At 54.3% G+C, this 600-nt stretch carries 1 pseudogene; it reads left to right on the top strand.

The features are described from left to right. Positions 1-39: 39 nt before the first annotated feature. Positions 40-584: pseudogene (locus tag Q675_RS37915) on the top strand (IS3-like element ISMaq1 family transposase); the annotation flags it as partial. Between the last annotated feature and the right edge of the window lie 16 nt (positions 585-600).

Here is a 600-nt window from a genome sequence, read left to right as displayed (position 1 = left end):
AAAATAAATGGCCATTGACAATCGCAAAAGGAGCGACAGATGAAGAAGTCTCGATTCACCGACAGCCAGATCATGGCAATCCTGAAGCAACACGAAGCTGGCGTCCCGATTGCTGAACTGGCGCGGGAGCACAATGTCAGCACGGCGCTGATCTATCAATGGCGCTCGAAGTTTGGCGGCATGGATGCATCAATGATGAAACGCCTGAAGGAACTGGAAGCCGAGAATGCCCGCCTGAAGAAGATGTACGCCGAAGAGCGGCTTAAGGCCGAGCTCCGTCAGGAAGCGCTGGAGGGAAAGTTGTAAGGCCATCTCAACGCCGGGAGATGGCCAGAAAGGGCGTGGCCAAACATGGCATCAGTATCCGTTTGGCCTGCGTGGTGTATGGCATCAGCGAGACCTGCTATCGGTACCAGGCAAAGCTCAGTGGCGAGAACGCTCTGGTGGCTGACTGGCTATTACGACTCACCCAGACTCATAAACGCTGGGGCTTTGGCCTGTGTTTCCTGTATCTGCGCAATGTGAAGGGCTACACCTGGAATCACAAGCGCGTGTATCGCATTTATCGGGAGTTGGAGCTGAATGCGTAAACCGCTGAAG

Origin of the sequence: Marinobacter sp. EN3, from assembly GCF_000475315.1 — a bacterium.
Classification (GTDB): domain Bacteria; phylum Pseudomonadota; class Gammaproteobacteria; order Pseudomonadales; family Oleiphilaceae; genus Marinobacter; species Marinobacter nauticus.
Note: the sequence above shows the minus strand (reverse complement) of the source record. Positions and strands in the feature narration are given on the sequence as shown.